Source organism: Kitasatospora cineracea, from assembly GCF_003751605.1.
GTDB lineage: Bacteria > Actinomycetota > Actinomycetes > Streptomycetales > Streptomycetaceae > Kitasatospora > Kitasatospora cineracea.
Map to the genome: position 1 here is coordinate 33,734 of NZ_RJVJ01000003.1, position 25,950 is coordinate 59,683.

At 73.0% G+C, this 25,950-nt stretch carries 19 protein-coding genes; 10 read left to right on the forward strand and 9 right to left on the reverse strand.

Annotated elements, in window-relative coordinates:
- Window positions 1-109 precede the first annotated feature (109 nt).
- The 4 genes from EDD39_RS34390 to EDD39_RS34405 all read left to right on the forward strand — a co-directional run bounded on the left by EDD39_RS34390 (window position 110) and on the right by EDD39_RS34405 (window position 5,236).
- Entirely contained in the window at window positions 110-1,825 is a 1,716-nt protein-coding gene (locus tag EDD39_RS34390) for a ribulokinase (RefSeq protein ID WP_123563533.1), read from the forward strand.
- Complete coding sequence (locus EDD39_RS34395; protein ID WP_123563534.1) at window positions 1,822-2,493, forward strand: L-ribulose-5-phosphate 4-epimerase; 672 nt, start codon at window positions 1,822-1,824, stop codon at window positions 2,491-2,493. Before EDD39_RS34390 ends, EDD39_RS34395 begins: the two co-directional genes overlap by 4 nt.
- Before the next feature lie 15 nt (window positions 2,494-2,508).
- A complete protein-coding gene (gene araA / locus EDD39_RS34400) occupies window positions 2,509-4,014 on the forward strand; it encodes an L-arabinose isomerase (RefSeq protein ID WP_123563535.1) in 1,506 nt (501 codons plus the stop codon).
- 106 nt (window positions 4,015-4,120) lie between these two features.
- On the forward strand, window positions 4,121-5,236 hold the full coding sequence (locus EDD39_RS34405) for an aldose epimerase family protein (protein WP_123563536.1): 1,116 nt from the start codon (window positions 4,121-4,123) through the stop codon (window positions 5,234-5,236).
- Here EDD39_RS34405 and EDD39_RS34410 read toward each other — a convergent pair.
- The 5 genes from EDD39_RS34410 to EDD39_RS34435 all read right to left on the reverse strand — a co-directional run bounded on the left by EDD39_RS34410 (window position 5,176) and on the right by EDD39_RS34435 (window position 12,240).
- On the reverse strand, window positions 5,176-6,276 hold the full coding sequence (locus tag EDD39_RS34410; RefSeq protein WP_123563537.1) for a LacI family DNA-binding transcriptional regulator: 1,101 nt from the start codon (window positions 6,274-6,276) through the stop codon (window positions 5,176-5,178). The genes EDD39_RS34405 and EDD39_RS34410 overlap by 61 nt on opposite strands.
- Before the next feature lie 89 nt (window positions 6,277-6,365).
- Window positions 6,366-7,601: a multiple monosaccharide ABC transporter permease gene (gene mmsB / locus EDD39_RS34415; protein ID WP_123563538.1), complete on the reverse strand. Its 1,236-nt coding sequence runs from the start codon at window positions 7,599-7,601 to the stop codon at window positions 6,366-6,368.
- Window positions 7,602-7,604: 3 nt separating this feature from the next.
- Complete coding sequence (mmsA, locus tag EDD39_RS34420; protein ID WP_123563539.1) at window positions 7,605-9,152, reverse strand: multiple monosaccharide ABC transporter ATP-binding protein; 1,548 nt, start codon at window positions 9,150-9,152, stop codon at window positions 7,605-7,607.
- A 40-nt stretch (window positions 9,153-9,192) separates the two neighbouring features.
- Complete coding sequence (chvE, locus tag EDD39_RS34425) at window positions 9,193-10,296, reverse strand: multiple monosaccharide ABC transporter substrate-binding protein (protein ID WP_162870309.1); 1,104 nt, start codon at window positions 10,294-10,296, stop codon at window positions 9,193-9,195.
- A 360-nt stretch (window positions 10,297-10,656) separates the two neighbouring features.
- Window positions 10,657-12,240, reverse strand: a complete 1,584-nt coding sequence (locus EDD39_RS34435; protein WP_123563541.1) for a carbohydrate-binding protein — start codon at window positions 12,238-12,240, stop codon at window positions 10,657-10,659.
- Between the two features lie 529 nt (window positions 12,241-12,769).
- Here EDD39_RS34435 and EDD39_RS42405 point away from each other — a divergent pair.
- Together EDD39_RS42405 and EDD39_RS34445 are read left to right on the forward strand one after the other, a co-directional pair.
- On the forward strand, window positions 12,770-15,352 hold the full coding sequence (locus EDD39_RS42405; RefSeq protein ID WP_279638470.1) for a DUF7617 domain-containing protein: 2,583 nt from the start codon (window positions 12,770-12,772) through the stop codon (window positions 15,350-15,352).
- 153 nt (window positions 15,353-15,505) lie between these two features.
- Window positions 15,506-15,898, forward strand: a complete 393-nt coding sequence (locus EDD39_RS34445; RefSeq protein ID WP_123563542.1) for a helix-turn-helix domain-containing protein — start codon at window positions 15,506-15,508, stop codon at window positions 15,896-15,898.
- Window positions 15,899-15,978: 80 nt separating this feature from the next.
- Here EDD39_RS34445 and EDD39_RS34450 read toward each other — a convergent pair whose 3' ends face one another.
- The 4 genes from EDD39_RS34450 to EDD39_RS34465 form a co-directional block, all read right to left on the reverse strand.
- Window positions 15,979-16,581, reverse strand: coding sequence for a ClpP family protease (locus tag EDD39_RS34450; protein ID WP_030463979.1), 603 nt, complete (start codon window positions 16,579-16,581; stop codon window positions 15,979-15,981).
- Window position 16,582: 1 nt separating this feature from the next.
- Window positions 16,583-17,224 (reverse strand): ClpP family protease, encoded by a 642-nt coding sequence (locus EDD39_RS34455; protein ID WP_030913048.1) that lies wholly within the window; start codon window positions 17,222-17,224, stop codon window positions 16,583-16,585.
- A gap of 122 nt (window positions 17,225-17,346) precedes the next feature.
- The gene (locus EDD39_RS34460) at window positions 17,347-19,107 is read right to left on the reverse strand and encodes an FUSC family protein (RefSeq protein WP_123563543.1); all 1,761 of its coding nucleotides are present in this window, start codon (window positions 19,105-19,107) and stop codon (window positions 17,347-17,349) included.
- 347 nt (window positions 19,108-19,454) lie between these two features.
- The gene (locus EDD39_RS34465) at window positions 19,455-21,110 is read right to left on the reverse strand and encodes a carbohydrate-binding protein (protein WP_123563544.1); all 1,656 of its coding nucleotides are present in this window, start codon (window positions 21,108-21,110) and stop codon (window positions 19,455-19,457) included.
- Between the two features lie 208 nt (window positions 21,111-21,318).
- Between EDD39_RS34465 and EDD39_RS34470 the strand changes: the two genes are divergently transcribed.
- The 4 genes from EDD39_RS34470 to EDD39_RS34485 all read left to right on the forward strand — a co-directional run bounded on the left by EDD39_RS34470 (window position 21,319) and on the right by EDD39_RS34485 (window position 25,869).
- Window positions 21,319-22,341 carry a LacI family DNA-binding transcriptional regulator gene (locus EDD39_RS34470; protein ID WP_123563545.1) on the forward strand — a complete coding sequence of 341 codons (1,023 nt, stop codon included), beginning with the start codon at window positions 21,319-21,321 and terminating at the stop codon, window positions 22,339-22,341.
- A gap of 191 nt (window positions 22,342-22,532) precedes the next feature.
- Window positions 22,533-23,891: an extracellular solute-binding protein gene (locus EDD39_RS34475; RefSeq protein ID WP_208765732.1), complete on the forward strand. Its 1,359-nt coding sequence runs from the start codon at window positions 22,533-22,535 to the stop codon at window positions 23,889-23,891.
- A 112-nt stretch (window positions 23,892-24,003) separates the two neighbouring features.
- The gene (locus EDD39_RS34480; protein WP_123563546.1) at window positions 24,004-24,966 is read left to right on the forward strand and encodes a carbohydrate ABC transporter permease; all 963 of its coding nucleotides are present in this window, start codon (window positions 24,004-24,006) and stop codon (window positions 24,964-24,966) included.
- Between the two features lie 12 nt (window positions 24,967-24,978).
- On the forward strand, window positions 24,979-25,869 hold the full coding sequence (locus EDD39_RS34485; RefSeq protein ID WP_123563547.1) for a carbohydrate ABC transporter permease: 891 nt from the start codon (window positions 24,979-24,981) through the stop codon (window positions 25,867-25,869).
- Window positions 25,870-25,950 lie beyond the last annotated feature (81 nt).

Below are 25,950 nucleotides of genomic sequence, written 5' to 3' on the forward strand. Positions count from 1 at the left end.
TCCCGAGGGTGGGAACGCGGAACGAGGCAGGCCGGCCGCCGGCCGCGACGACGCGGAGACCACCGGCGGCCGGACCCTGACATCCCACCCCTGCGCGAAGGACGACACCGTGACCGACCTGCCCCACGCCCCCGACCAGGACACCGAGAGCTACGTCGTCGGCATCGACTTCGGCACCCTGTCCGGTCGCGCCGTGGTGGTCCGGGTGCGCGACGGCGAGGAACTCGGCACCGGCGTGCACCCCTACCCGCACGCCGTGATCGAGGACCGCCTGCCCGGCACCGGCCGCCGGCTGCCGCCGGACTGGGCGTTGCAGCACCCCGAGGACTGGCGCGAGGTGCTGCGCACCGCCGTCCCCGCCGCGCTCGCCGACGCCGGCGTCGACCCGGCCCGCGTCATCGGCATCGCCACCGACTTCACCGCCTGCACCGTGCTGCCCGCCCTGGCCGACGGCACCCCGCTGGCGGAGGTGGCCGCCTGGGCCGACCGTCCGCACGCCTGGCCCAAGCTGTGGAAGCACCACGCGGCGCAGGGCCAGGCCGACCGGATCAACGCCCTGGCGCACGCCCGGGGCGAGAAGTGGATCGGCCGCTACGGCGGGAAGATCTCCGCCGAGTGGCAGTACGCCAAGGCGCTGCAGGTGCTGGAGGAGGACGCCGAGGTCTACGCGGCGTGCGAGCGGTGGATCGAGGCCGCCGACTGGATCGTCTGGCAGCTGACCGGCGCCGAGTCCCGCAACACCTGCACCGCCGGGTACAAGGGCATCTTTCAGGACGGCGGCTACCCGTCCGAGGAGTACCTGGCGGCCCTGCACCCCGGTTTCGCGGACTTCGCCCGCACCAAGTTGGAGCACCCGGACGGTTTGGCCGCGCTGGGTTCGCGGGTGGGTTCGCTGAGTGTCGAGGCCGCCGCCTGGACGGGCCTGCCGGCGGGCATCGCGGTCGCCGCGGGGAACGTGGACGCGCACGTGGCGGCCCCGGCTGCGCAGGCCGTGGAGAACGGCAGGCTGCTGGCGATCATGGGCACCTCCACCTGCCACGTCGTCAACGGCCCGGTGCTGGCGGACGTCCCCGGGATCTGCGGGGTGGTGGACGGCGGGATCGCCGAGGGCGCGTGGGGCTACGAGGCCGGGCAGTCCGCGGTCGGCGACATCTTCGCCTGGTGGCTGCGCCAGGGGCTGCCCGCCGACTACCTCGCCGAGGCCGAGGCGGCGGGCGAGGACGCGCACCAGCTGCTGACCCGCAAGGCCGCCGCCCAGCGCGTGGGCGCGCACGGCCTGGTCGCGCTCGACTGGATGAACGGCAACCGCTCCACCCTGGTCGACCACCACCTGTCCGGTGTGATCGCGGGCCTGACCCTGGCCACCCGTCCCGAGGACGTCTACCGCGCCCTGCTGGAGGCCACCGCCTTCGGCACCCGCACCATCGTCGACGCCCTGGAGGCGGGTGGCGTTCCGGTGAGCGAGTTCGTCGTCACCGGGGGCTTGAAGAAGAACGCCCTGCTGATGCAGATCCACGCCGACGTACTGCGCCGCCCCGTCTCGCTGGCGGTCTCCGAGCAGGGACCGGCGCTGGGTTCGGCGATCCACGCCGCCGTCGCCGCCGGGGCCTACCCCGACGTGCGGGCCGCGTCCGCCGCGATGGGCCGCGTCCAGCGCCACGCCTACCTGCCCGATGCGGACCGTGCCGACGCCTACGACGCGCTGTACGCCGAGTACCGCCTGCTGCACGACCACTTCGGCACCGGAGACGACCTGCTGCTGCACCGCCTGCGCGCCATCCGCAACACCGCCCTCACCCACGACAGCGAGGACCGCAACCCATGAGCGACACCATCGACCTGCTGCGCCGCCAGGTCTGCGACCTGCACCGGGAACTGGTCCGCTACGGCCTGGTGGTGTGGACGGCGGGCAACGTCTCGGCCCGCGTCCCCGGCGAGGACCTGCTGGTGATCAAACCCAGCGGCGTCGACTACGACGAGCTGACGCCGCAGAACATGATCCTGTGCGACCTGCACGGCAACGTCGTCGAGGGCGAGCACGCGCCGTCCTCCGACACCGCCGCGCACGCCTACGTCTACCGCCACCGCCCGGATGTGGGGGGCGTGGTGCACACCCACTCCACCTACGCCAGCGCCTGGGCCGCCCGCGGCGAGGCGGTGCCGTGCGTGCTGACCGCGATGGCCGACGAGTTCGGCGCCGAAATCCCCGTCGGCCCGTTCGCGCTGATCGGCGACGACTCGATCGGCCGCGGCATCGTGGAGACCCTCGACGGCCACCGCTCGCCCGCCGTGCTGATGAAGAGCCACGGCGTGTTCACCATCGGCAAGGACGCGAAGGCGGCGGTGAAGGCCGCCGTGATGTGCGAGGACGTCGCCCGCACCGTGCACATCTCCCGCCAGCTGGGCGAACCGCTGCCCATCGCGCAGGACGACATCGACCGCCTCAACTACCGCTACCAGAACGTCTACGGCCAGCGCCCCGCGGCCCGCTGAAGGAGAAGTCCCCCGATGAGCGAAGTGTTCCTCAACCGCGAGATCTGGTTCCTCACCGGCAGCCAGGGCCTCTACGGCCCCGAGACGTTGCAGCAGGTCGCCGAGCAGTCCCAGCAGGTCGCCAACCAGCTCGCCCGCACCGGACTGCCGGTGCGCATCATCTGGAAGCCGGTGCTGACCGACGCGGGCGCGATCCGCCGGGTCTGCCTGGAGGCCAACGCCGACGACGCCTGCGTCGGGCTGATCGCCTGGATGCACACCTTCTCCCCGGCGAAGATGTGGATCGCCGGCCTCGACGCGCTGCGCAAGCCGCTGCTGCACCTGCACACCCAGGCCAACCGCGACCTGCCGTGGTCGACCATCGACATGGACTTCATGAACCTGAACCAGGCCGCCCACGGCGACCGCGAGTTCGGCTACATCCAGTCCCGCCTCGGCGTCACCCGCAAGACGGTGGCCGGCCACGTCAGCGACCCCGCCGTCGCCGCCCGCGTCGCGACCTGGGCCCGCGCCGCCGCCGCCCGCGCCGACCTCGCCACCCTCAAGCTGGCCCGGTTCGGCGACAACATGCGCGACGTCGCCGTCACCGAGGGCGACAAGGTCGAAGCCCAACTGCGCCTCGGCGTCTCCGTCAACACCTACGGCGTCAACGACCTGGTCGCCGCCGTCGACGCCGCCGCCGACACGGACGTGGACAAGCTCGTCAAGGACTACGAGGAGCTCTACCGGCTGGCCCCCGAACTGCGCGCCGGCGGCGAGCGCCACGACGCGCTGCGCTACGCCGCCCGGATCGAACTCGGCCTGCGCTACTTCCTGAAGGACGGCGGCTTCGGCGCCTTCACCACCAACTTCGAGGACCTCGGCGGCCTGCGCCAGCTCCCGGGACTTGCCGTGCAGCGCCTGATGGCCGACGGCTACGGCTTCGGCGGCGAGGGCGACTGGAAGACCTCCGTCCTGCTGCGCACCCTCAAGACCGCCGCCACCGGCCTGGACGGCGGCACCTCCTTCATGGAGGACTACACCTACCACCTGGAGCCCGGACGGGAGTTGATCCTGGGCGCGCACATGCTGGAGGTCTGCCCGACCATCGCCGCCGCCACCCCGTCCTGCGAGATCCACCCGCTGGGCATCGGCGGCCGCGAGGACCCCGTCCGCCTGGTCTTCGACGCGGCCCCCGGCCCCGCCGTCGTCGTCGGCCTGGCCGACCTCGGCGACCGCTTCCGGCTGGTCGCCAACGAGATCGACGTCGTCGACCCCGCCGAGCCGCTGCCCAAGCTGCCCGTCGCCCGCGCCGTCTGGCAGCCGAAGCCGAACCTGCGCACCTCCACCGAAGCCTGGCTGACCGCCGGCGCCCCGCACCACACCGTGCTCACCCGCGCCCTCGACGCCGAACACCTCGACGACCTCGCCGAGATGCTCAAGGTGGAACTCGTCCTCATCGACGCCGACACCACGATGCGCACCTTCACCCGCGAACTGCGCTGGAACCAGGCCTACCACCGTCTCGCCCAGGGCCTCTGACTCCGACGCCCCCTCGAACGCCGTCCGGGCCGGGGCCCGGCCACGTCACCGCCCCGACACCGGGACCCGGCCCGGACGGCCCCCACCGACACCCCCGGGAGCCGCCATGACCGACCGCACCCCCACCGTCCACCGCGCCCCCGCCGGAGCCCTGCCCGGCGGGGGCTGGACGCTGCGCTCCCCGAGCGGCGTCGTCGCCGAACTCCTCGACTTCGGCGCCAGGCTCCAGTCCCTCAGCATGCCGGACCGGCACGGCCGCACCGCCGACATCGTCCTGGGTGCGGCAGGCTGGAGCCAACTCCACGGGGACGGCGCCTACTTCGGGGCGACCGTAGGCCGCTACGGCAACCGGATCGCCCGCGGCGAACTGCCCCTCGACGGCACCGTGCACACCCTCGCCACCCAGCGCACCGGCCACACCCTGCACGGCGGGCCCGACGGCTTCGCCACCCGCCACTGGGACGCCGAACCCGTCCGCACCGACCACGCCGCCGGAGTGCGCTTCCACCTGACCAGCCCGGACGGCGACCAGGGCTTCCCCGGCACCCTCGACGTCCACGTCACCTACCTGCTCGACGCCGGGGGCACCCTGACCATCCGGTACCGGGCCACCACCGACGCGCCCACCGTCGTCAACCTCACCAACCACGCCTACTTCAACCTCGCCGGGGAGGGCAACGGCACCATCGGCGACCACCTGCTGCGCGTCCACGCCGACGCCTACCTGCCCGTCGACGCCGAACTCATCCCGCTCGGCCCGCCCGCACCCGTCGCCGGCACCCCCTTCGACCTCAACCGCCCCACCCCGCTGGGCCCCCGGCTCGGCCTCGACCACCCCCAACTCGCCCTCGCCGGTGGCGGGTTCGACCACAACTGGCTGCTGCGCCCGGCCCCCGGCCTGCGGCCGGCCGCCGAACTCCACCACCCCGCCAGCGGCCGCCGCGTCGAGTGCCTCACCACCGAACCCGGCCTCCAGGTCTACACCGGCAACCACTTCCACGGCTCCACCGGCCCCGCCGAGGCCCCCCATCCCCGGCACGGCGGCATCGCCCTGGAGACCCAGCACCACCCCGACTCGCCGCACCACCCCGGCTACCCCTCCACCGTCCTGCGCCCGGGGGAGGAGTACGACTCGACCACCGCCTACCGGTTCACCACCGGTCAGCCGGCGTCCGAGAACAGCGCCGAGGACGGGCCGGGACGGGACGCCCGCGGGCGGTGACCGCCGGGGGAGCGGCCCGCCGTGCTCTCCCGCACCACCAGCTCCGGCCGGACGGACACGTGCGCCAGCGCCGCGCCGGGGTCGTCGATCAGCTGCAGCAGCAGCCCTATCCCGGCCCGGCCGACGGCGGCGAAGTCCTGCCGGACCGTGGTCAGCGACGGGGTGGTGTACGCGCCCTCCGGAAGGTCGTCGAACCCGGCCACCGCCACGTCCTCGGGCATCCGCACGCCCGCCTCGGTCAGCGCCCGCACCAGGCCCAGCGCCATGTGGTCGTTGGCCGCGAACACCGCCGTGGGCCGCGGGCCGGACCCGCCGCGGAACGCCGTCGCGACCTGCCGCCCGGCCGCGTGGCCCGACGCCGGGCTCCAGTCCCCGGTCAGGTGCGGCGGCACCGGCAGCCCGGCCGCCTCCAGCGCGGCCCGCCAGCCCTGCAGCCGCCCCTCCGCCTCGATCCACTCGCCCGGGCCCGCCACGTGCCACACACAGGTGTGGCCCAGCGCCAGCAGGTGCTCGGTGATCGCCCGCGCCCCGGCGAACTGGTCCACGGCCACGCCCGGCAGGTCCAGGTCGTGCCCGCCCTCCACCGTCACCACCGGGAACGGCTGGGGCAGTCGGGCCAGCGCCGCCACCGCGCGCCGGTGCGGCGTCATCACCACCGCGCCGTCCACCCCCCAACCGCCCAGCCGCTCCAGCGCCTTGCCCAGCGCGTGCTCGGTCAGCTCCTCCAGCCCGACCGAGGCCACCAGGTAGTCCTCCTGCCGGGCGGCGCGCTCCAGCCCCGCCAGGATGCTGGCGGGGCCGAACAGCGTGGTGTTCGCCGCGACCACGCCGATGGTGCGGCTGCGCCGGGTCACCAGGGTGCGGGCCGCCGAGTTGGGCCGGTAGCCCAGCTCGGCGATGGCCCGCAGCACCCGCTCCTTGGTCGCCTCGCGCACGTTCGGGTGGTCGCTGAGCACCCGGGAGACCGTCTGGTGGGACACGCCGGCGACCTGGGCCACGTCCGCCATCGTCGGCGGGCGCCGCTCGGCAGTCTCTTCCATCGTTCTCCCGTTCCTCCGGACCAGGCCGGACGAGTTCCCCTCCGCCAAACAGTACTGGGCACCGGGCCGTGCCGGGGCCCGCAGGCGGGTCAGGAACCGGCCCGGCGCTTGTTCCAGACGTCGAAGCCGACCGCGGCGAGCAGCACCAGGCCCTTGATCACCTGCTGGTAGTCGGTGCCGACGCCGACCAGCGACATGCCGTTGTTGAGCACGCCCAGCACCAGGCCGCCGATGATCGCGCCCAGCACCGTGCCGACGCCGCCGCTGGCGGAGGCGCCGCCGATGAACGCGGCGGCGATCGCCTCGAGTTCGAAGTTGATGCCGGCCTGCGGGGTGCCGGCGTTGAGGCGGGCGGCGAAGACCAGTCCGGCCAGGGCCGCCAGGACCCCCATGGTGACGAAGGCGAGGAAGACGACGCGCTTGCTCTTGACGCCCGAGAGCTTGGCGGCGGGCTCGTTGCCGCCGATGGCGTAGGTGTGCCGTCCGATGATCGAGTTGCGCATCAGGTAGCCGAAGCCGAACAGCAGGACGGCCAGGACCAGCAGCACGATCGGGAAGCCGTGGTAGCTGGCCAGCAGCAGGGTGAAGACCACGACCGCGGCGGTGACGGCCGCCAGCTTCGCCAGGAAGAAGCCCGTCGGCAGGAGTTCGAGGCCGTACGAGGCGGCCTGGCGGCGGCCGCGGACCTCCTGCAGGAGCGCGACGGCGAGGACGGCGGCGCCGAGCAGCAGGGTCAGGTTGTGGTAGTCGGTGTGCGGGCCGACCTCGGGGAGGAAACCGCTGCCGATCTTCTGGAAGCCCTTGGGGAACGGGGCGATCGACTGGCCCTGCAGCATGATCTGGGTGCCGCCGCGGAAGACCAGCATGCCCGCCAGCGTGACGATGAACGACGGGATCCCGACGTAGGAGATCCAGAAGCCCTGCCAGGCGCCGGCCGCCGCGCCGATCAGCAGGCAGGCGATCAGCGCCACCGGCCAGGGCACCTGGTGCTTGACCATCATGACGGCCGCCGCCGCGCCGGTGAAGGCGGCCAGCGAGCCGACCGACAGGTCGATGTGCCCGGCGATGATGACGATCATCATGCCGATCGCCAGGATCAGGATGTAACTGTTCTGCTGGATCAGGTTGGTGACGTTCAGCGGCTGGAGCAGGATGCCGTCCGTCCAGATCTGGAACAGCACCACGATCAGGGCGAGGGCGACCAGCATGCCGTACTGGCGGACGTTGCCGCGCAGTGCCCCGGCGAGGAGGGTCTGGAGGGCCGGGCGGTCGGCCGCCGCGGGGGCGGCCTTCCCGGCCTGGGGGGTGGTCCCGGTCTGGGCCATGCGTTACACCTGCTCGTTCTGGGTCGCGGCGCTCACGGTCATGAGGCGCATGAGGGATTCCTGGGTCGCGTCCGCCCGCGGCACCTCACCGGTGAGCCGGCCCTCGGCCATGGTGTAGATGCGGTCGCACAGGCCCAGCAGTTCGGGGAGTTCGGAGGAGATGACCAGCACCGCCTTGCCCTGGGCGGCGAGTTCGGCGATCACGGTGTAGATCTCCGCCTTGGCGCCGACGTCGATGCCGCGGGTCGGCTCGTCGAGGATCAGCACCTCGGGCTCGGCGAAGATCCACTTGCTGAGGACGACCTTCTGCTGGTTGCCGCCGCTGAGCTTCCCGGTCTCCGTGAACACCGAGGGGGCCTTGATGTTCATGGACTTCCGGTACCGCTCGGCGACCCGGGTCTCCTCGTGCGCGTTGATCCAGCCGCGGCGGGAGACCTTGCCGAGCGCGCCCAGCGAGATGTTGCGGCTGATGTCGTCCGCGAGGTTGAGTCCGAAGTGCTTGCGGTCCTCGGTGACGTAAGCGATGCCGTGGCCGATCGCCTCGGAGACCGTGCGGGTGCGGACCTCGGTGCCGTTCACCAGGACCCGGCCGCCGGTCCACCGGCCGTAGGAGCGGCCGAAGACGCTCATCGCCAGCTCGGTGCGGCCGGCGCCCATCAGGCCGGCGATGCCGACGATCTCGCCGCGCCGCACGTGCAGCGAGACGCCGTCCACGACGTTGCGGTGGTGGTCGATCGGGTGCTGGACCGTCCAGTCCTCGACGGCCAGCGCGACCTCGCCGATCTGCGGGGTGCGCTCGGGGTAGCGGTGCTCCAGGTCGCGGCCGACCATGCCCCGGATGATCCGGTCCTCGGAGACGCCCCCGGAGCCGACGGCGATCGTCTCGATGGTGCGCCCGTCGCGCAGGATGGTGACGGAGTCGGCGACCTTGGCGATCTCGTTCAGCTTGTGCGAGATGAGGATGCAGGCGATGCCCTGGGCCTTGAGTTCCAGGATGAGGTCGAGGAGCTTGCGGCTGTCCTCGTCGTTGAGCGCGGCGGTGGGCTCGTCGAGGATGAGGAGTTCGACGTCCTTGGCGAGGGCCTTGGCGATCTCGACCAGCTGCTGCTTGCCGACGCCGAGGTCGGCGACCCGGGTCCGGGGGTGCTCGTGCAGGCCGACGCGGCGCAGCAGTTCGGCGGCGTGGGTGAGCGTCCTGTTCCAGCTGATGATGCCGCGGCGGGCGTGCTCGTTGCCGAGGAAGACGTTCTCCGCGACGGACAGGTACGGGACCAGGGCGAGTTCCTGGTGGATGATGACGATTCCGCGCCGTTCGCTGGCGCGGATGTCCTTGAACCGGCAGGGCTCGCCCTTGAACAGGATCTCGCCCTGGTAGGAGCCGTGCGGGTGCACCCCGCTGAGCACCTTCATCAGGGTGGACTTGCCGGCGCCGTTCTCGCCGCAGATCGCGTGCACCTCGCCGGCGGCGACGGTGAGGTTGACGTCGGAGAGCGCGCTGACCCCGGGGAAGGTCTTGGTGATCGCGCGCATCTCGAGGACCGGTCCGGCCATGGTGGGCATCCGTTTCGGGTGGGGGTGCGGGCCGCTGCGGCTACTTGACCTGGTCGGCGGTGTACTGGCCGCCGTCGACCAGCACCTGGCGGTAGTTGTCCTTGTCCACGCTCACGGGCTGGAGCAGGTAGGCCGGGACGACCTTGGCGCCGTTGTCGTACTGGGTGGTGTCGTTGGTCTCGGGCTTGCCGCCGGTGAGCAGCGCGTCGCCCATCTGGACGGCGACCTTGGCGAGTTGACGGGTGTCCTTGTAGACGGTCTGGGTCTGCTCGCCCGCGATGATGGACTTCACCGAGGCCAGCTCGGCGTCCTGGCCGGTGACGATCGGCAGCGGCTTGCCGGCGCCGCCGTAGCCGACGCCCTTGAGGGAGGACAGGATGCCGATCGAGATGCCGTCGTACGGGGAGAGCACGGCGTCGACCCGGGCCGAGGTGTAGGACTTGCTCAGCAGGTTGTCCATCCGGGACTGGGCGAGCCCGCCGTCCCAGCGCAGGGTGGCGACCTGGTTGAACGCCGTCTGGCCGCTCTGCACGACCAGCTTCTTGTCGTCGAGGTACGGCTTGAGGACGCTCATCGCGCCGTCGAAGAAGAAGTTGGCGTTGTTGTCGTCCGGGGAGCCGGCGAACAGCTCGATGTTGAACGGGCCCTTGCCGTCCTTGAGGCCCAGCTTGTCGGCGATGTAGGTGCCCTGGAGGACGCCGACCTTGAAGTTGTCGAAGGTGGCGTAGTAGTCGACGTTCTTGGTGCCGCGGATCAGCCGGTCGTAGGAGATCACCGGGATGTGCGCGTCGGCGGCCTTCTGCAGCACGTCGGTGAGCGAGGAGCCGTCGATGGCGGCGACCACCAGCAGCTTGGCGCCCTTGGTGATCATGTTCTCGACCTGCGAGACCTGGTTCTCGACCACGTTGTCGCCGTACTGCAGGTCGGTCTTGTAGCCCTTGGACTGGAACTCCTTGACCATGTTGTCGCCGTCGTTGATCCAGCGCTCGGAGGACTTGGTCGGCATGGCGATGCCGACCAGCCCGCCCTTGCCGCCGCCGCCGTCCTTGACCGCGCCGTCCCCGACGCCGTTCGCGCTCTGGCCGCAGGCGGCGAGGGGCAGCAGCAGCGCCGCCGTGGCCAGGGTCGTCGCAAGCTTCCGCACAGGTCCTCCAGGGGTGCGCCGGGGTGGGCCGGCGAGGGGGATGGGGCAGGGGGTGGTGCGCCGGACGACGGGGGCCCGTGCCCGGGCCCGCGCGCGGGCGCGGCGGGGCGGACGACGGCCCGGTGCCGGGCGGTCGGACCGGCCGCTGGGGTGCCGTCGTTCGACGTCACACGAGTGTTAGCGCTAACAGTGCCGACGTCAAGGGTTCATGACATTTTCCCGGCGCCGCCCGTCCGGCCCCCCGTCCGGCCCGCCGCCCGGCCCTCTGTCCGGCGCGCCGCGGGACGGCCGGGAGCCCCCGGCGTCCGCCTGGCGGGGCGGGCGGCCGGGGGCTCCGGGGTGGGGCGGGGTGCGGGCGGGTCAGAGGGTGACGGGGGTGCCGCCGATGGTGACGGCCAGGCGCCCGTCGGCGGTGAAGGACCAGGCGAGGGCGCCCGCGTAGGGGGCGCAGCGGGAGCCGTTGGTGCCGGTCCAGAACTGGTTGGTGGAGTCGGCGTCGCCGACGGTCTTGTCGTTGGAGCCGCTGACCGCGAAGCGGCAGGAGGTGTTGGTGCGGAACACCGAAGTACCGGCGTCCCACGAGTAGTTGCGCTCGGCGTTGTCGATGCTGAGGTTGCCGGAGACCGCCATGGTGCCCGGGTTGCTGTTCCAGGTGAAGCCGTGGTGGCCGTTGCGGTAGGCGATGCTGCGGCGGACGGTGTGGTTGACCGCGATGTCGTCGCCGCCGAGCTTGTAGCCGTTGCGGTCGCCGTTGGCGTTGACGGTGCCGTTGGAGAGCGTGCCGTTGCCGTAGGAGAGCGAGTCCTCGACGGTGACGGGGCCGATCGGGCCGGTGGCGGTCTTGGTGTACAGGTCCCAGCCGTCGTCGATGTTGTTGTGCGAGACGGCGTAGCGGAAGACGTTGCCGGGGCCGACGGTGAGCTTGGCGGCGAAGCCGTCCGCGTCCTCGCCGTCGGAGTCGGCGTTGTCGTGGGACTCGGCGCTGAGGATCAGGTTGTCGGACGGCCACTGGGCGGTGGGGGTGGTGGAGGAGATCCGGCCGAGCTGCAGGCCGGAGTCGCGGTTGTACTGGGTGACGGTCCGTTCGATGACGTTGTGGCTGCCGCCGACATAGATGCCGTTGTCCCCGGCGTGCTGGACGGTGAGGCCGTACACGTGCCAGTAGTCGGCGTTGACGACCAGGCCGCGGTTGGCCGGGTCCTCGGTCATCGCGGAGAAGTCCAGGACCGGGGTCTCGCCGGGGTAGGCGGACAGCGTGGTGCGGGCGGCGGCGGTGCCGTTGCTGCCCGCCGGGACGGTGACGGTGGTGCCGTAGGCGTAGGTGCCGCCGCGCAGGTAGATGGTGCCGCCGGGGGTGATCCGGGAGATCGCCGAGGCGAGCGTGGTGGGCGCGGACTGGGTGCCGGCCGCGCCCGCGGTGCCGTTCGGGGCGACGTAGAGGGCGCCCGAGGCGGGCGGGGGCGTGGTGGAGGAGGCGGTGACCTCGGCGTCCAGGTAGTCCAGGTTGGGCAGGCCGGCCGCGGCGGTCGGGGTGAGCCGGATCGTGTTGCTGCCCGAACGCACCGGCACGGTCACGGACTTGGTGGTCCAGCCGGTCCAGCTGCCGGTGCCCTCGAAGGAGAGCGTGCCGGTGGCGGTGCCGTTGACGGCCAGGTCGGCGGGCCGGGCGGTGGTGGTGCCGTTGGCGAACCGGAACTGCAGGGTCGCGGTGCCCGCGGCGGTGGCGTTCACGGTGAACTGGGCGTACGCGCCGGTGGCGTTGGTGCCGTTGCAGAAGCCGGAGCCGGAGAAGCCGGTCCAGTCGGAGTCGACGGTGCCGGTGCAGACCGCGGGGGAGGTCTCGGCCTCGTAGCGGGTGGACGCGGCTCGGGCGGGCCCGGTGGACAGCACGGCCAGGGTGCCGGCCAGCAGGGCCGCGGACGCGAGGGCTGCTCTCTTGCGCATGCGTTCGTCTCCAGGTGGGTGGGGTCACGGATGTGAACGTGGTGCGGGTGCGGCGCCGCTCCAGGGACAGTAGGAGCCTGTTCTGGGCGCGTCAATAGACTTGTACGTGACCGAAGTTCATGGATGTGAACGCCAAGGCTTCCGGCAGGTCGGGGCGGCGACCCGCCGGAAAACTCCGCGGGACGGGCCCGCGGAACTTTCAGGACGGGCCGCCGGGCCGAACGGGGCCGAACGGCGCGGGACCGGCGGGTCGGGAGTGGAAACCGACCTCCGGGGCGTGCGGGGCGGGGTCCGGTGGGGGCGGGCTTCGGTTCGGGGCTCGGTGGGGGGCTCGGGTTCGGACGGGTTTTCGGGACGGGGGCCGGTGTTCGGTTTTCCGGGCGGCCGCGGCGGAGGCGGACAGTCATATTCGGTCATGATGCGACCAATACGAAAAGCGGGCGCGGAGCGGGCCCGCGCCCGCCCTACCCTGGCGGCGGCGCGATCTGACGATCCGTCAGATCGGCTGCTGAGCCGAGGTGGAGAAGAAGTGCTGAACAGCCAGCGTCCGCCCCATCGGAAACCGACCCCGAACCCCGAACCGGCCCCCCGGCCGGGCCGTTCGCTGCGCGCCGCCCTGGCCGCGGCGCTCACCACCGCCCTGCTGCTGCTCGGACCGGGCGGCCTCGTCCCGGCGAGCGGCCGGGCCGCCGCCGACACCGCCACCGCCGCCGACACCGGTTCGGGCTCCGCGCTGGTGAAGAGCGTGCAGAACGCCACCCACCCCGGGGCCGCCACCGCCGAGCACGGCGACACCCTCAACTGGACCGTGCAGTACGACAACCGGACCCCCGGTGACGCGGCCGCCCCCGCCACCGTCACCGACCCGATCGCCGGGGCCGGGGCGGGCCAGAGCTACCTGCCCGGATCGCTGCAGGTCCCGCCCGGCTGGACGCCGTCCTGGTCCACCGACGGCACCACCTTCGGGCCCACCGACACCGGCGCGGCCACCGTCGCCGTCCGGGCCGAGAACCCGGTCGCCCGGGCCGGCGGCACCGAGGTCTCCCCGCTGCTGCTCGCCCCCGTCCAGCCCACCGCGCAGGCCACCGGCGGCGACGGCTACACCCCCGTGCTGTACCGCACCCCCAACGGCGAGGTGCAGGCCTGGAGCATCTACCACCACGCCTCGCCCGCCGCCGCCAAGGTGGTGTGCAGCAGCCTCACCACCGGCCGGCCCTGTACCGGCGGCCCCTGGCCGCGCCCGCTGAACACCGCCGCCGGACCGCTCGGCACCGGCAACACCGGCGACCTCGGCAGCCCGCTGACCACCAAGTACGTGATCGACCCCCAGCAGTCCAACCTGCTCTACTACCCCGCCAACACCGCCACCGGCGTCGGCATCGGCTGCCTCGACCTGGCCGCCCACGCCAACTGCGGCTTCACCGCGCTCGCCGCCAACGGCACCTCCCCCAGCAGCGCCAACAACATCGCCGGCCTCGCCAAGGTCGGCGACAACCTGTACGCGGTCGCCAACACCGGCCAGGTGCTGTGCATGACCCTGCCCGGCCGCACCCCCTGCGCCGGACAGCCCTACGCCCCGATCGTCGCCGCCAACCACGACCTGCCCGGCAACCCCGGCGCCCTCTACCAGGGCGGCCTGACCGCCATCGGCGACAAGGTGTTCGCCTCCTCCGCCCCGCAGGGCAGCGGCTCCACCGCCCCCGGAGCGCCCGCCCTCGGCTGCTTCGACACCAGCACCAACGCCGTCTGCGCCGGCTGGAGCACCCCGCACACCGCCGGGCCCAGCTCCGCGTACTACACCTACGACGCCTTCACCGCCTACGACACCGCCGGGCACCCCAACGGCGTCTGCACCAGCACCGTCGGCGGCGCCAACGTCCTCACCACCTGCTACGCCGTCGACGGCACGCCGCTGACCGCACCCGGCATCCTCGGCACCCTCAACGGCGCCACCCTCACCTTCGACCCCGAGACCGTCGTCACCGACACCACCACCCGCAGCTACTTCCCGGCCTGGGGCGGCAGCGGCGGCAGCGGCGTGACCCTCTGCTACGACTGGCGGACCGCCGCCCCCTGCGCCGGCTTCCCGCTGCCCGCCACCCACCCCACCGCCAACGGCGGCACCACCCGCGACTACGGCTACAGCTACGACAGCACCACCCGCTGCCTGATCGGCCTCGGCGACGCCGGAATCCTGTTCTCGATGGACCCGGCCACCGCCGCCAGCCCCTGCCAGCACAGCGGCGCCACCGTCACCCTCAAACCCGCCTCCTTCTACTGCGACGGCGGCAGCGGCCACGTCCAGGCCTACACCCGGGCCCGGCTCACCGACCTCGACCTCACCCACCTCGACCTGGCCGCCTCCCGGGTCCTGGTCACCGACCCCGACGGCACGCCCGTCGCCACCCCCGGCCTCGCCCCCGACGGCACCGTCGACCTGTCCGGCGTCGACCCCGCCGCGCACCCCGCGCTCACCGTCACCGCGCAGCTCGTGCTCACCACCACCGGGGACTTCACCGCCACCAACCACCCCATGCTGGTCGTCGAGTACCGGGGCGACGCGCCGCAGATCTGCTTCCGCACCACGGTCGCCGCGAGCTGCACCACCACCTCGGTCAGCAACACCGCCACCGGCACCGACACCACCGGCACGTTCACCTCCAACACCGTCACCGCCCCCGTCGCGCCCGGCACCGGCTGCCAGCCGAAGGTCAGCGTGGAGAAGGAGATCTGCGGCTCCCTCAACTGGCACGACTGCGCCCCCGGCGGACCCGGACCCTGGGCCAAGACCAGCCCCGTCGGACTGCTCGGACTGCTCGGCACCGCGCACTGGCGGATCACCGTCACCAACGCGGGCCCGGTCGACGCCGCCACCGTCACCGTCAACGACCCCAGCACGCCCGCCTGCCGCAGCGCCGCCGGGACGTTCGCGCTGGCCGCCGGGAGCAGCCGCCAGGTCTACTGCGACTCGCTGCTGCTGGCCCTGCCGGTGAAGAACACCGCGTCCGCCAGCTTCGTCGCCGCGAACGCGCCCGCCGGGACCGTCCCGACCACCACGGCGCCGTCCGCGGCGGTCGCCTGCTCGCTGCTGTGCCTGCTGGCCGTGCCGTAGCACCGGCCGACACCCCTGGAACGGAAGGAGGTTGACGAACCGGTCGGCCGCCGGGCCCCCCGCCCGGCGGCCGACCGGGGCCGGTGCGAGGGTTCTGCTGAGGGCAGAGCGGCGCGGGCCCTCCGGGCCGGGTGCGGTGCCTAGGCTTGGGGGATGACAACTCGTGCGTCGGACACCCAGACCGCCCGCGTCGTCCCGCTGCGCCCGCAGCAGGCCCCGCGGCCCGTGCCGGAACCCAGGGAGCCGCTGCTGCGGGACGTGGTGGGCGGGGTGCTGCGGCGCGAACGCCTCACCCAGGGGCGGACGTTGAAGGACGTCGCGGAGGCCGCCCGGATCTCGGTGCCCTACCTGTCGGAGCTGGAACGCGGCCGCAAGGAAGCCTCCTCGGAGGTGCTCGCCGCCGCCGCCCGGGCGCTCGGGCTGGGCCTCGGGGACGTGCTCTCGCTGGTGCAGCGGGAACTGGTCGCGGTGCACAGCACGGCCGGCCGCAGCCGGACCGCGACCGCGACCGCGGGCCGCTACGGCGGGCTCTGCCTGGCGGCCTGAGCGCCGGACGGCCGTACCCGCCGGTGCGCGCCCGCCCCCTTCGGACGGAAGGGGGCGGGCGCGCACCAGCATGGGGGGGCTCAGGGGGCGGGGACGCGGCTGTTCAGGACCCGGTCGGCGAGGCCGTAGGCGACGGCCTCCTCGGCGCTGAACACCTTCTCGCGGTCCAGGTCGGCGCGCAGCGCGGCCACCGGGTGGCCGGTGTGCCGGGAGAGCACCTCCTCGACCTGGGAGCGGATCCGGAGCACCTCCTTGGCGGCCAGGCTGAGGTCGGAGACGGTGCCGCGCTGCCCGCCGCTGGCGGGCTGGCTGAGCAGCACCCGGGCGTGCCGCAGCACCGAACGCCGCCCCGGGTCGCCGCCGGCCAGCAGGACCGCCGCGGTGGAGGCGGCCTGGCCGACGCAGAAGGTGGCGATCGGGCACTGCACGAACGACATCGCGTCGTAGATCGCCATCAGCGAGGTGAACGACCCGCCGGGCGAGTTGAGGTAGACGGCGATCTCCTGCTCGGGGGCCGCCGCCTCCAGGTGCAGCAGCTGGGCGATCACCACGTTGGCGACGCCGTCGTCGATCTCGGTGCCGAGGAAGACGATCCGCTCGTTCAGCAGCCGGCTGAACACGTCGTAGGAGCGCTCGCCCTGGGCGGTCCGCTCGATCACGTAGGGAATCGGGTAGGAGGCCATGTCACAGCCCCGCCCGTCGACGGGACGCGGCCGTGCCGATGTCGGCCAGCGACTCCAGCACCTGGTCCACCATCCCGTACTCGCGGGCCTGCTCGGCGGTGAACCAGCGGTCCCGGTCGCCGTCCCGGGCGATGGTCTCCGGGCTCTGCCCGGTGTGCTCGGCGGTGATCCGCTCGATGGCCTGCTTGGTGTACTCCAGGTTCTCCGCCTGGATGGCGATGTCCGACGCGGTGCCGCCGATGCCCGCCGACGGCTGGTGCATCATGATCCGCGCGTTCGGCAGCGCGAACCGCTTGCCCGGCGCGCCCACCGTCAGCAGGAACTGCCCCATGCTGGCCGCGAACCCCATCGCCAGGGTGGAGACGTCGTTCGGGATCAGCCGCATGGTGTCGTAGATCGCCAGCCCGGCCGTGACCGAACCGCCCGGGCTGTTGATGTACAGGCTGATGTCGGCCCGCGGGTCCTCGGCCGAGAGCAGCAGCAGCTGCGCGCACACCCGGTTCGCCGACACGTCGTCGACCTGGGTGCCGAGCAGGACGATCCGCCGGGCCAGCAGCAGTGCCGCCAGGTGGTCGTCGAACGGGTTGGGCGGGGTGTCGCCGTCCTCCGCCCGGGGGCGGAGGACGCTGAGCGGTGGAGTCATCGGATCTCCCGGTGGTGACGGAGGGTCGGTGACTCCACTGTCGGCCCCCGGCGGCCCCCGGCGAAGGGTTCTCTGCCCGCCGCAGATTCGCTGCGGGCAGAGGGGGCCGGGCCGTGCGGGGCTCAGGGGCGGGCCGCCAGCCGGTGCAGGTCGGTGGCGAGCCGGTGCAGGTGGTGGCGGGTCGCGTCGAAGTGGCGGTGGTCGGCGGGGGCGGCCGGGGCGAGCGCGGTGTCCACCGTCCGCTCCACCTCGTCGATCAGCGCGGCCCAGCGCGCGGTCGCCCCCTGCCGCCACGGCGGCTCCCGCCGAATCCGCTCGAACTCGGCCCGGGCCGCCGCGAGTTGCAGGTGCGGGACGGTCGCGGCGGCGGAGACTGCGGCGCCCGGCCGGTACGGGGCCGGGGCCGCCGTCCGGGGGCGGTGTGGGGTCAGCGCGAGGGCGGCCTGCTCGACGGCACCGGCCAGCCGGCGGGCCACCGCCGGGTGCCGGTGGCGCGGGCCGAACAGCTCACCCGCCAGCACCGCGGCCAGGCAGCCGATCGCGCAGGACGCCAGGTTCGGCAGCAGCAGCGGCAGGCCCGGATCGCCCGCGAGCTGCGTGGCCATCAGCACCACCGTGGCCAGGGCCGCCGCCTGGTACAGGTAGCCGGTGCCGGACAGCGCCGGGACCAGCCCCGCCGCCAACGCCAGCACCGCCAGCAGCGCCCCGTCCGGCCCGGCGCAGGCCAGCACCAGCCCGCTGCCCAGCAGTCCCAGCGCGGTGCCGCAGAACCGTTCCAGCGCACGCCCGGTGACCGGACCGACCTCCGGACGGCAGACGAAGGTCACGTTCAGCACCGCCCAGTACGGGTGCCGCAGGTCCCAGTGCGCGGCCGCCGCCCCCGCCAGCAGCAGCGCCGCCCCCACCCGCAGGCCGCCCAGCCAGGACCGCGGGTCCGCCAGCACCGCCCGGACCGCCGCCCGCCGCCGGCCCGGGGACAGACCGGCCCGCAGACCGGCCCGCAGACCGGCGGACCCGACGGGCCCCGGGCCCGGGTCCACCGCCGCGCGGGCCGCCCGGACCAGCCGGACGTCCAGCGGGCCGTGCCCCGGCGGCCACGCCCCGCCCGCGCCCGGCCGCCCCGCCGCCACCCGTCCGGCCTCGGCCCGCAGCCGGCCGACCAGCGCCGGATCGGCCACCAGCCCCCGCGCCCCCGCCGAGGACGCCGCCTCGGCCAGCGCCAGCAGGCCCGGCAGGTGGCGGGCCAGCAGCACGCTGCCCCCCACCGAACCGGTGTGCCTGGCCCGTTCCAGCACGTCGTGCAGCGCCCGCCGCCGCGCCGTCCCGGCCGGGCCCGCCGCGTCCGGCGCCAGCACCGCCGCACACCCCGCCAGGCACTGCGCGAGCAGCGCCCGTTCGGCCCGGCCCCGGAAGAACGGCCGCCCGGCCAGCGCCAGCCCGACCACCGACAGCCCGCCCAGCAGCATCAGCGCCGGCGGCCACCAGAGCGGGCCCGGCAGCGGCAGGTCCATCGCCACCTCGGCGTCCATCAGCAGGATCATCGCCCCCAGCGACCCCTCCACCCCCAGCGTGGCCAGCACCCCCGCCACCACCCCCAGCGCGGGCAGCACCCCCGGCGCGAACCACCGCCCCTGCGCCGCCAGCATGGCGAACGCCCCTGCCGCGCCCAGCAGTTGGGGCAACAGCATGGTGATCGCCCGGTGCCGGTAGGCGGCCGCCACATCGGTCAGCACCGCCGACAGCGCCCCCATCGCCACCATCACCCCCTCCGCGGGCCGCCCCAGCCCCAGCCCGACCCCGGCCGGGGCGGTCACCGCCAGCGCCGACCGCCACACCGCCGGGGAGACGGCGGGCCGCCCCTTGGGCGCACAGGTCTGCCGCACCCACCGCAGGGTCCGGCCCGACTCCCGCCGGAAGCGGGACGGGGCTGCGGCCGGTTCCGGGCCCGGCTTCGGACGCCGGGCCCGGGGCAGCGGGAGGTCGGACCGGAGCGTGCGGTGACGCCCGTGTCGAAGTGTTGACATGCGGCACATGCAAGGCGACGCCCCGCCCCCGCCGACCCGGCGCCACCGCCGCCCTGCGCCGCCTGGAGTCGGGATTTCGCTTGCCCGGGGGAGACCGCGTGACCTCCCGGTGTCCCCCGGACGGAGTGCGTAACCCCCCGCCGGCCCGGTGCGCGGGCGGCCGTTCCCGAGCTCCGCACCGGGCCGGCGGGTTCGGGCCTGGTGGCTCAGTAGTGGGCGCCGAGGTCCTTCCAGGCACCCCACTCACCGGTGGTCCCGGGCTGCTCGCCCTGCGTCCACCACTTGGCCCGCCAGTTGCGGCCCGTCCACGAGACGGTGTCGCCGTTGGTGTAGACCTGCGCGGGGTTCCAGGCGGCAGTGGCGCAGGGCGGCGGGGGGACCGGGCTCACCACGGTGAGGGTGTAGGTGGCGTCGGCCCGGAACGAGCTGCCCCGCCCGGTCACCGTCAGCCGGTAGACGCCGGGGACGGCCGCGGACGTGGTCGCCAGCGACAGGGTGGCGGCCGAGTTGCTCTGGTTGCCCGGATAGCCGGTGAAGACCACGGCGGGGTCGACCGAGGCGGTGACCCCCGCCGGGGTGCCGCTGACCCCGACCGTCACGTACTCCACCTGGGCGTGGTTGACCGCCGCGCTCACCGTGGTGGTCACCGAGGAGCCGGCGACCACGCTGCCCGCGTCCTGGCCCAGGTGCATGAGGAAGCTGGGCCCCTCGTCGGTGATCGAGGGGAAGGGGGACGAGGGCGAGGAGGGCGAGGAGGGCGAGGAGGGCGAGGAGGGCGACGGGGAGTGGTAGACGGGCGGGGGGTCGGTGAACGGCTGGAAGGCCCTGCTGAACTGCCAGGCGCTCTGGGCGGTGCCCGAGCAGGAGTCCGACCCGGCCGTGCCCGGGCAGTCGCCGTTGTCGCGCTGCAGCGACCGGAACGACAGGGTGCTGACGCCCTTGGCCGCCGCCCAGCTCTCCACGGCGGCGGCGTCCGCGGTGCTGAACGTCTCCTCCGGGCCGTAGTGGTCGACGCCGATCATTTCGGTGATCCCGATCGAGCCCCACAGCTGCGCGTCGGTCCTGGACGGGTACAGCTGCTGCAACTGGTCGTGCAGGCCCTGCGCGGAGCTCCGGGTGTCGGCGGCCATGTCGTGCCGGGGGCCGTCGCGGTAGTCGAACGTCAGCAGGTTGACGACGTCGATCCGGGCGCCGTTGCACAGCGCGTTCTGCAGCACGGCCAGGCCGCCGGGGGTCAGGCCCGCGGGGGTGGCCGGCAGGGTGTACGAGAACTGGAGGGGGCGGCCGACGGACGTCGCCCAGTCCTCGGTCAGCCTGACCGCCTTGTTGCGGCGGTCGATGCCGGCCGAGTCGGCCAGCGAGCCGCCCTCGACGTCCAGGTCGATCCGGCTGACGCCGTACGACAGGACGACGTTCTGGAAGGCCGTGGCGATCGCCCCGACATCGGTGCAGCTGTCGGCGATCTCGGTGCCGGCGCGGTCGGCCGCGGGCCCGCCGAAGGACAGGACGGCGTCACCGCCGCCCGCCCGCAGGTAGTCGATGTCGTCGGTGAACCTCGGCGCCCGGTCGACCCGGAAGGCCGGGGTGCTGGTGTCGCCGTTCCAGTACGGCGTGCAGGAGCCCTTGGCGTCGGCCTGGACGGGGCCCAGCGTCACGAACTTGTTGCCGGACCGCGTGGAGAGGGCGGACAGGCTGTCACCGGTCGTCCGGGCGTCGAAGTACGGGGCGAAGACCCGGGCGGGCAGTGGGGTGCCCGCCGCGTCGGCGGTGCCCGAGCCGGTCAGCGTCAGGCCGGCCAGGGCGGTGACGCCGAGGACTCCGGCGAGCAGGGCTCGGAACGGTCTGCGAACGGGTCCTGTCATGGACCGCGCTCCCTTCAACTGTGGGGGAAGGCAACGGACTTCGGCCTTCGGGGAGGGGGGCTCTGGTCCGGCCCCATGGTCGCGGTCCGGGCCGCACGACTGTCAAGAGTCCTTACAGACCATCCGGCCGACCGGTCCGGTGACTCCCGCTTTCGTTGATTTTCATGGAGCAGTCGTTTTTTTGCAGTCCGGACAGTAGCCTTCGGGCATGAAGAAGAAGCTGGACGAGGTGGCCCGGTTCGCCGGCGTGAGCACGGTGACGGTGAGCCGGGTGCTGCGCAACCGGCCGGGGGTGTCGCGGGAGACGCGCGCGGCGGTGCTGACGGCGCTGGACGTGATGGGCCTGGAGCGGCCCGCCGGCTTCCGGTCGGAGCGGGCGCCGCTGGTCGGCCTGGTCGTCCCCGACCTGCAGAATCCCGTCTTCCCGGCGTTCTGCGAGGTACTGGCGGGGGCGCTGAGCAAGCAGGGGCTGATGCCGGTGCTGTGCACCCGCACCGCCGACGGCGTCTCGGAGGCGAACTACATCGAGATGCTGCTGCGGCAGAACGTCGCCGGCATCGTGTTCGTGGGGGCCAGCTACGCGGACGCCGGGCCCGAGCAGGGGCGGGCGCTGCGCGAGCGCGAGGTGCCGGTGGTGCTGATCAACGCGGCCGACGGGCACCGGGGTTCGTCGCTGGTCTCGGTCGACGACGAGGCCGCCGTCGAGCAGGCGCTGGCCCACCTGGAGGCGCTCGGGCACGAGCGGATCGGGCTGCTGCTCGGCCCGGCCGGACACGTGCCGTCCGTACGCAAACTGGAGGCGTTCGCCCGGCACCTGCGCCGGCGCGGGCGGGAGGGGGAGCTGGGCCGGCTGGTGGCCCACGCGATGTTCTCGATGGACGGCGGAGCGGCGGCCGTGCCCAGGCTGGTGGAGGCCGGGGCGAGCGCGGTGGTGTGCGCGAGCGACGCGCTGGCGCTGGGCGCGGTGCGGCGGCTGCGGCGCGAGGGACTGGTGGTGCCGGACGACGTCTCGGTGGTCGGGTTCGACGACTCTCCGTACATGATCGCCACCGATCCGCCGCTGACCACGGTGCGCCAGCCGACCGCCGCGATGGCCGCCGCGGCGGCCAAGGCCCTGGTCGACCAGATCGAGGGCCGCCAAGTGCCCGCGGGGGAGGTGCTGTTCGAGCCCGAGCTGATCGTGCGCGGGTCGACCGGTCCGGTACGCGCAGTGATCGCCACCGGGAGGTAGGTCACGAAGCCGGACGGCGCGCAAGGATATTGCGTCACACTGTTGACTCTTTGCGTTCACGATGTCAGTGTTCGGGTCATCGACGAGCGCCCGAGGCAACCAGCCGGGCCTCCTCATCCGTCAAGCCGCTTGCGCGTTCGTCCACTCCCCGGCGCAAGCGGTTGCAGGTCCCACGGAAGGTCCGAATCAGCATGGACAGCAACAGAATCCGCCGTGTCTCCGCCGTGGCGCTGGCCGCGGCCACCGCCCTCGCGGCCGCCGCCTGCGGCAGCAGCGGCAGCGGCTCGGGTGACGCCGGCGGCGTGGTCACCATCTCGGTCAACGGCCTCCCCCCGGCCACCCAGACCGTGGACCGCAAGAACTTCGAGGACGACGTCAAGGCGTTCGAGGCGAGCCACCCGAACATCAGGATCGACGCCCACGAGGGCCTGATGGACCCGAAGACCTTCGCCGCGAAGCTCGCGGGCGGGCAGCTGGAGGACGTCTACTACGTCTACTTCACCGACCCCGCGGGCCTGATCCAGCGCCACCAGGCCGCCGACATCACCCCGTACCTGAAGGACGTCCCCGCGCTCGCCGACGTCAAGCCCGAGCTGCAGCGGGTCTTCACGGGCAAGGACGGCAAGGTCTACGGCCTGCCCACCGGCAACTACTCGATGGGCCTGGTCTACAACCGCGAGCTGTTCACCAGGGCCGGGCTGGACCCGGACAAGCCGCCGACCACCTGGGACGAGGTCCGCACCGCCGCGCAGAGGATCACCGCGCTCGGCGACGGCACCACCGGCTACGCCGACTTCTCCAAGAACAACCAGGGCGGCTGGCACCTGACCGCGTGGATCTACTCGCTGGGCGGCGACGTCGCCACCCAGGACGGCACGGGCAAGTGGAAGGCCGCCGTCGACTCCGACGCGAGCCGCAAGGCCCTGCAGTACCTGCACGACATGCGGTGGACCGACAACAGCATGGGCAGCCGCCAACTGCTGGAGATCCCCGACGTCCAGAAGGCGATGGGCGCGGGCAAGCTCGGCATGTACCTCGCCGGCCCCGACAACATCCCCACCATCGTCAAGCAGTTCGAGCGCAAGTACGACGAGTACGGGCTGGCCGCGATGCCCGGCACCGCCACGCTCGGCGGCGGCGACGGCTTCATGTTCAACCCCAAGGACACCCCGGCGAAGATCAAGGCCGGCCTGGCCTGGGTCCAGTGGAAGTACCTGAACCCGGACCGGCAGGAGGAGACCGACAAGAAGTCGGCCGGCTCCGACATCCCGATCGGCCTGCCCCAGCCCGACCTGTTCGACGGGAAGAGCGGCGAGACGGTCAAGGCCGTGCACGCCAAGTACGCCAACGTCCCGCAGCAGAACTACCAGCCGTTCGTGGACCGTTCCGCGGAGGTGAAGGTCAAGGTCGAGCCGCCGAACGCGCAGCAGATCTACACCGTGCTGGACGGCGTGATGCAGGCCGTGCTCACCAAGCAGGACGCGAACGTCGACGAGCTGCTGAAGGACGCGCAGAAGAAGGTCGACACCATCCTCGCCACCGCGCAGTGAGCCCGGGGCGCGGCCGGCCGCACGCCCCCGCCGCCGGCCGCACCCGCCGGTCCGCCATCCGTCCGTCCTCGGTCCGTCCTCCCGGTCCCGCCCGAGCCGAAAGCCACCAGCCATGAAGGTCGACACCGTCGGCGCCCCGCGCCGCACCCAGCGGCGGCCCGCCGCCGGCCCCGCACCGTCCCCGCCCTCCTCCCCGCGCCGGGCGGGACTGCGCCGCCGCGTCGCCGACAACCTCGTCGGGTACCTGTTCCTCGGCGCCGGCATCCTCGCCTTCGCCCTGTTCTCCTGGTACCCGATCGTCCGCGGGTTCCTGCTGAGCTTCCAGCAGGTCGACTTCGCGCAGCCCGCGACCTGGGTCGGCCTGGACAACTTCCAGCGCCTGTTCGACGACCCGCTGTTCCTCACCGCCTGGCGCAACACCCTGTGGTTCACCGCGCTGGCCCTGGTGTTCGGCTTCGCCGCGCCGTTCGTCACCGCCGTCGTCCTCAACGAGCTGCGCCACGGCCGGGCCTACCTGCGGATGACCGTCTACCTGCCGGTGATGCTGCCGCCGATCGTCACCGTCCTGCTGTGGCGCTGGTTCTACGACCCGGGCCCGGGCCTGTTCAACCACGCGCTGGGGATCCTGCACCTGCCCCCGCAGCAGTGGCTGGAGTCGGAGAACCTGTCGATGCTGTCGCTGGTCCTGGTCTCCACCTGGGCCAACATGGGCACCACCACGCTGATCTACCTCGCCGCCCTCCAGGGCGTGCCCGGCGAACTGTACGAGGCCGCGCAGCTCGACGGCGCCTCGATCCGGCAGCGGCTGTGGCACGTGACGATCCCGCAGATGCGCTTCATCCTGCTGATCACGCTGCTGCTCCAGGTCATCGGCACCATGCAGGTGTTCATCGAACCCTTCGTGCTGACCGGCGGCGGACCGAACGACGCCACCGTCACCGTCCTGCTGCTGCTCTACCGCTACGCCTTCGTCTACAACGACTTCGGCCTGGCCAGCGCGATGAGCACCGTCCTGTTCGTCGTCCTCGGCGCCTTCGCCGGCCTCTACCTGCGCCTGACCCGCTCCAAGGGCTGAGAGGAACCCGCCATGGCCACCGCCGAATCCGCCGCCCGCACCCTCGTCGCCCCCGCCGAACTCGACCGGCCGCTCGGACGCCTGCTCTACCGGACCGTGCTGGGCACCGTCCTGGTCACCTTCACCGCCGCGTTCGTCTTTCCGCTGTACTGGCTGGTCTCCGGCGCGCTGAAGTCCTCCGCCGAACTCGCCGACCCGCACCCGACGCTGCTCCCGCACAGCTTCCACCCCGAGAGCTACAGCCAGGCGTGGAGCAGCACCGGACTGGGCCGCTACTTCCTCAACACCCTGCTGCTGGCCGCCGGTGCGCTGCTCCTCCAACTGGTGGTGGACGTCTGCGCCGCCTACGCGCTGTCCAAGCTGCGGCCGGTGCTGGGCAACGTCGTCCTCGCGATGATGCTGGCCACCCTGATGCTGCCGGTCTCCGCGCTGCTGGTGCCCACCTACCTGACGGTGGTGGACATCCCGCTGATCCACGTCAACCTGATCAACACGCCGTTCGCCGTCTGGCTGCCCGCCTGCGCCAACGCCTTCAACATCTTCGTGCTGAAGCGGTTCTTCGACCAGATCCCGGAGGAGCTGATCGACGCCGCCCGGATCGACGGCGCCGGGCCGGTGCGGATCCTGCTGCACGTGGTGCTGCCGCTGGCCCGGCCGGTCCTCGCCGTGGTGTCCATCTTCGCGGTGGTCGGCGTCTGGAAGGACTTCCTGTGGCCGATGCTGACGCTGCCCGACCCCAAGGGCCAGCCGATCACCGTCGCCCTCAACACCCTCGCCAACGACATGCCCGCCAACCAGCTGCTGGCCGGCATGGCGATGGCCGCCGTCCCGCTGCTGGTGATCTTCCTGCTGTTCCAGCGCCACATCATGGCGGGACTGACCGCCGGCAGCCTCAAGGGCTGAACCATCGTGCAATAAAAGGGAATTGACGGTACGTCAGTTCTTGGCCCGCCCTCGCGCGCGGGTTGCCGTCCCCGGTGCCGA